This is a genomic window from Liquorilactobacillus sp., from assembly GCF_047719775.1.
Lineage (GTDB): Bacteria > Bacillota > Bacilli > Lactobacillales > Lactobacillaceae > Liquorilactobacillus.
This window is the reverse complement of record NZ_JBDNTS010000010.1, coordinates 87,453-93,452: the sequence shown is the minus strand read 5'-3', so window position 1 is coordinate 93,452 and position 6,000 is coordinate 87,453. Positions and strand designations below refer to the sequence as shown.

The following is a 6,000-nucleotide window of genomic DNA, read 5'->3' as shown; positions in this document are numbered from 1 at the left end:
ACAGAATTAGAACGAGTGTTTAGAAAAAGATGTGCCATTTATTGACATAGGAGCAGATCTACATGAAATTTCAGGTCATCAGCATTATAAATAATGCCACGATGAGAAAAAATATAGACACTTAGAATCGATAATATAATAAAAAATGATTGTAAATAGAACCAAGTATAATTATTTTTTAGTTGTTTCAGCAAAAACAGTGACCCCTCTCAACAAATTTCCACGTGCTAATATTAGCATTTTTTCTCCATAGTTTTTGCTTTTGAAAGAAAGTTAATCTATTTTTAGACTATTCTATTTTTTTTAATAATTTATATTCTTTTGCACAAAAAAACTGTCACAAAATTATTGTTTCATGACAGTTTTTTTAAATACCTTTCAGTAGTGTTCAAAAGAATTTTTTGTTATTTATTTGGAAACCAAATTTTAATTTCATTTTCTGCAGTTTCAACTCCATCGGAACTGTGCACTACATTTCTCAAATTGCCATCTTCCCATTCGCAGCCAAAATCACCACGAATCGTCCCCGGAGCAGCTAAAGTTGGATTAGTCTTTCCAGCCATATTATGAAACGCATCAATAATATTGATTCCCCTTGCAATAATTGCAACAATGGGTCCTTCCTTCATGTAAGATTCTATGTCTCCAAAATAAGGTTTATCAACTTTATCTGAATAATGTTTCCTGAGCTTCTCATCAGTTGCCATTGTTACTTTCAATGACTCAATCTCATAACCCTTTTGTTCAATCCTTGTGATAATCTCACCTACGTGACCTGCAGAAACTCCATCAGGCTTTACAAGAATCAATGTTCTCTCAACTGCCATTTTCATTCCTCCAAACAATATCGTGATTAACAACACAATACAATTCTCACGCTCAAAATTGGAAAAAGCAAGTTTTTATAAGAAAAATAAAATGGCACACTACCCTTTTCTCTCCGTAATTTCGACTAAATTCCCCATTTGCAGCTCTAGATATCCTGATAACTACCACACCAAATTCCAAATGTAGTCATCAGTCACCTTATTACGAGCGATAATATACAGCACAATATTTTAATTTTCAAATCCATTAGGATGATTCTTTGTCCAATTCCATGCAGATTGAATCATTGTGTTAATATCGCTATAATGTGGCTCCCAGCCTAAAACCTGCCTGATTTTCTCACTATTTGCTACAAGTTCATCAGGGTCTCCACCTCGTCTTGGTGCATCTATAATCTTAAAGTCAATTTCCGTCTGTTCCTTCACAGCATACACAATTTCTTTAACAGAGTATCCATGTTTCGATCCAATATTAAAGACATCACTTTTACCGCCATTGCGTAAATACTTTAATCCCAGATAATGTGCATCTACTAGGTCAACAACATGCACATAATCACGAATATTGTATCCATCTCTCGTTGCATAATCATTACCGCACATCTCTACACACTCTCGTTTACCAGCTGCTGCTTCAAGTACAATTGGAATTAGATGCGATTCGGGACGATGGTCTTCCCCAATACTACAATCAATCTGCGCACCAGCAACATTAAAATAGCGAAATGCAAGCCACTTAATTCCATAAGCTTCGCCATCCCATTTCATTATTTGTTCCATCATTAACTTGGTCAAGCCATATGGATTAATAGGATTCTTGCTAGTATCCTCACTAATTGGGCTATTTTCAGGAATGCCATAGACAGCCGCTGAAGAAGAAAAGATTAATTTATTTATCTTGAAGTCCTTCATTACATCAATCAATGCAATTAAACCATAGACATTATTATCAAAATAGTCATTTGGTTTTACTATAGATTCTGGAATCTGCATGTACGCGCAAAAATGAAAAACTGCTTCAATTTCATATTTCTCAAATACATCACGTAATAAATCTTTATCACGAATATCTCCTTCAATAAATGCAGCCCTTAAATCAACTGCTTTTAAATGTCCTTTTGATAAATTATCAATAACGATGACATTTTCTTTTTCATCTAACAATCGTTTAACCATATGTGAACCAATATATCCAGCTCCACCTAAAACTAATAGACTCATCGATTTCACTCCTTATTATTATTAAATTTTGCTTCCACTACAGTTTAATATACAATGAACAAAGGGAATCTTTTTGTTACTTATTCCGACAAATGAGGTCTATTAACATGAATAACATTGGTCCGCTTATTAAAAAAATCAGAACTGACAAGAATCTGATTCAAAAAAATGTATCAATCGGTGTAATGTCACGTTCTCATCTTTCAGAACTTGAAAATGGTAAATATTTCCCTTCATACGAAAAGATGTTGGGGTTGCTACAGAATCTTGATATCTCTCTTATGGAGTTTCAAACAGAACTTGGTACTAATTACTCACTCGAAGACAGAATCTATATAGAAACAGCTAATAGGCTTTCAACTGAACAAAAAATAGTAGAATTAGCAAATTATTTAGAGCAGACTTTCACAGCAGAAGTTGCAAAGAAAAGCATTCGCCTAAAAATTAAACGATTAAATATGTTGGGGTTAGTTGAACTAACCCAAAGTAATCATATAACTGCTGAGAATTATCAACCTATCTTCAACTACTTATTATCCTGCAAGAATTGGCATGAATTTGAAATTCGAACACTAGCTAATTCGATCTTTCTGGCTGATTTTGAGATAGCAAAAATATTAGCAGGACAATTTGAAGAAAAAGCAAAAAAATTAAATTTCACAGATTATATTGATAAAGTGATTCTCTTTTTTAGTAATCTAGCTGAGTTAGCATTGCGAAAAGAAGAATACCAGCTTGCATTAATATACGCAAAAAATGCTCAAAAAAAAGCATACGACAATAAAAAAATATATTATCTCTTAGTAGCGAATGTACTTGTAAATTTAGCTAATTTAAAAGTAGGTAAAGCTGATGAAATATATTTACAGGAAATTACTAAGAATATTGCTGCTTTTAGAATGCTCGCATATTCATCAATTGCTGATAATTTGCAAAACCTAGTTGATTTAATTCTACACACAAAATATGTGAGTTAATGATTAGTAGGGTCCTACAATTAATAAAAAGATGCCGACTTTTTATAAGCTTCTATTCTTAAAAAAATTTCAAACTATAGTTCAAATACTTTTAATTTACTTCCATGTATCACTATCTTCGATCAGTTCCCTTTTAGCAACTTTTGAAACATGTTTATTTCCCTTTACATAAAAACATAATGGCTTATTCCTCCATTCATCTTCACAAGTCACACCAATTCGTGCTCGTTGACAAATTTTCTTTGGAATTTTTCCATGAATTATTTTCAGGTCTGATTCTTCAATCAATTTTCCGTCAAGATTTTGCGAAATCCCGCAAAAGCGTGTCAACTTTCCTGGCCCATTAGAGACTACATCCCCTGATGGACTTTCAAGTGCTCTAATAAGCACTGCTTCTGCAATATTTTTAGGCCTTGTAACAAGATTTAGCATTTGGTACCCATAGATTTGATAAACATACCAATGCCCCGCCGAAAGATACATAGATTCATTTTTAGGACTTCTTCTACCATTGCTACTATGACAAGCACTATCAGCTGTCCCTAAATAAGCCTCAGTTTCAACAATTTTACCCAGATTCTCTCCAGAAAGTATCAATTTCATTCCTAACATTGCTTTAGCAGTCCTGATAGTATCACAGTTCATTACTTTTTTTAACATACTTACACTCTTTTCTAAAAACACAATGATTACATTTAGGAGTTTTTGTACAGAATTTAATACAAAATACATCTATTTTTGCATGAAACTCTTGAAGTTTCTTAACCGTCAAATTTGTTTCATAGTATTTAGCTATTGCATTTAAATCTTCATATTTTTGAACTGACATATCAAAAACTCTAGAGAAGAGCCTTCTTGCATAGGCATCTGAAACGAATTTTTTTTCGTTCACAATATACAACAAAAATACGTCTGCAGTTTCGTTTCCTATACCATTAATCCTAATTATCTTTTCTCTCAATTTTTTTACATTTGTAAGATTACTAATTCCGCTATTTTCCTTAATAAAAAGAAAGAGTTCTTTTATGCACTTGCCTTTTTGCTTGTAAAAGCCTGCTTCTTTGATTTTTTCCTCAAGAATCTCCGATGGCATATCTAATATATCATTTATTTTTAAATTTTCTGGAAAATTTCTAATTACTTTCTCAACGTTATCAAAATTGGTATTTTGCGTTAATATCATACCTAAGATTTGTTTGATTGCACTGTTTCCTGGGTACCAATTCTGATCACAAATTTCAGAATCTATTTTTATAAAAAAATGAATTAATTTTTTTTTTAATTTTTGGCATTATTATTCCATTCCATTTCTTCAGATTTTAACAATACTTTTTGCCCTTCTTTATACACGCGATGCTGAAACATTCGGAAAAATATTAATTTGATAAACGGAAAAAATCCCAACTTTCTTTTTTTAACTCTAAACCTCTTATCTTCTGCATATCGCCAAGAAAAAAGATTTTGAACTTTGAAATAAATATTTCTATGTTTTCATAGGCACATAGTTGTATGAAATTTTGATCAGCTGCAAATACTGTATTTTTCCCATTTAAACCTATCAAAATATTCACTTGAAAAAAATTATCGGGTAATGTTGGCAACTTTTTTTAATATTAAGAATCCATTTTTCTATCTTTTCTTTACCTGAGCTGGTTGGTAAAGTTAAAACTACTTTATACATTAAATTTTCCCTCCAATGTATGCGTTTTCTAAATTGTAACATATTTCACAAAGTATGCCATTATATTATATTAAGGATAATCAATAACAAATTGAATTTCTCTTTCTATTTTTGTATGCTCTATCATTGTCCTTGAAAAATTCAGAGACTGACGTAAAAATTGACTATATCAACTGAAAAGCTTTTTATTATTTAGCAAATTAATTTAACGTTCACTAATTATTGTTTACGCACTATCCAGTTTCATCACTACTAAATATTATAGAAACAAAAAATAAGACTTTTCCATCTATTTTTAATAGCGAAAAATCTTATTTTTTATTTCATTTTATTTTTGGCGCCCAATGGTTAATTGGACCGAACTTATGTCCAACAGCGATTTCATTCCCAATTGCCGTATTTACATAATCTTTGGCAATTCGAATCGCCCTTTCAATCTCTGTTCCCTTGGCTATCTCTGCAGCAATACATGCAGATAATGAATCACCTGTCCCATTAATATGTGTTGTATTATGATATGGAGCACTCAGCCAAAAACTTTTGCCAGATTCTAATAAGATAAAATCACGGACTTCTATTTGACTTTCATCTTGATGATATCCTTTAGCAACAACATTTTTTGCACCCATTTGTTGTAACTTACGAGCAGCAGTTACTAAATCATCATCGTTCTTGATTTTCATATCAGCTAATTTCTCTGACTCATAAAAGTTCGGTGTAATCACAGTTGCAAGAGGAATCATCAATTCTCTTAGAGTTTCAAATGCACTCTCTTCAAGTAACATATCACCATGCTTCGTCATGATGACTGGATCAACAACTAGTGGTCCAAAAGCGTATTTCTTATAATTTGCGACAACATTTTTAATCAAGTTAGAATCAGCCAACATCCCTGTTTTCGCTGCTTTAACCTTGAAATCTGCACTAATATCTGCAAATTCTTGATCAATAAAATCTAAAGGCAGCGCGATACTTGCGTGAATTCCGTACGAATTTCCTGCAACACATGCTGTCATCACAGATATTCCATATACTTCTCTTGTAAAAAAAGTATGCAAATCCGCTTGCATGCCTGCACTGCCATCGCTATCTGAACCAGCAATTGTCATTACTTGTGGATACTCATTTACCATAAAAACATCCCTTTTCATTCAAAATTATGCATCTAACTACCTGATATCCCATATCAGCACTTCTACAAATTAAAACGCTCATCAAACAGGCCTCTCCGTGATAATTGTCCAGATAAGTTTGCTTCATTAAAATTTAATAACTTTCTAATTTCAGAGTATAA

6 protein-coding genes are annotated in these 6,000 nt (G+C 32.2%); 1 reads left to right on the top strand and 5 read right to left on the bottom strand.

Translation table 11 applies throughout. The features are described from left to right. Positions 1-404 precede the first annotated feature (404 nt). On the bottom strand, positions 405-827 hold the full coding sequence (gene ndk / locus ABF682_RS07090) for a nucleoside-diphosphate kinase (RefSeq protein ID WP_415619385.1): 423 nt from the start codon (positions 825-827) through the stop codon (positions 405-407). A gap of 231 nt (positions 828-1,058) precedes the next feature. Continuing rightward, positions 1,059-2,048, bottom strand: coding sequence for a UDP-glucose 4-epimerase GalE (galE, locus tag ABF682_RS07085; RefSeq protein ID WP_415619384.1), 990 nt, complete (start codon positions 2,046-2,048; stop codon positions 1,059-1,061). Positions 2,049-2,155: 107 nt separating this feature from the next. Here galE and ABF682_RS07080 point away from each other — a divergent pair, with 107 nt between their 5' ends. Further along, on the top strand, positions 2,156-3,025 hold the full coding sequence (locus ABF682_RS07080) for a helix-turn-helix domain-containing protein (RefSeq protein WP_415619383.1): 870 nt from the start codon (positions 2,156-2,158) through the stop codon (positions 3,023-3,025). Between the two features lie 96 nt (positions 3,026-3,121). On the opposite strand, the gene ABF682_RS07075 is transcribed toward ABF682_RS07080, so the two are convergent. The 3 genes from ABF682_RS07075 to thiD all read right to left on the bottom strand — a co-directional run bounded on the left by ABF682_RS07075 (position 3,122) and on the right by thiD (position 5,839). Further along, the gene (locus ABF682_RS07075; protein WP_415619382.1) at positions 3,122-3,685 is read right to left on the bottom strand and encodes a DNA-3-methyladenine glycosylase; all 564 of its coding nucleotides are present in this window, start codon (positions 3,683-3,685) and stop codon (positions 3,122-3,124) included. Beyond that, a complete protein-coding gene (locus tag ABF682_RS07070; RefSeq protein ID WP_415619381.1) occupies positions 3,660-4,208 on the bottom strand; it encodes a hypothetical protein in 549 nt (182 codons plus the stop codon). The genes ABF682_RS07075 and ABF682_RS07070 overlap by 26 nt, the downstream gene beginning before the upstream one ends. 821 nt (positions 4,209-5,029) lie before the next feature. Then, positions 5,030-5,839 carry a bifunctional hydroxymethylpyrimidine kinase/phosphomethylpyrimidine kinase gene (thiD, locus tag ABF682_RS07065; protein ID WP_415619380.1) on the bottom strand — a complete coding sequence of 270 codons (810 nt, stop codon included), beginning with the start codon at positions 5,837-5,839 and terminating at the stop codon, positions 5,030-5,032. Between the last annotated feature and the right edge of the window lie 161 nt (positions 5,840-6,000).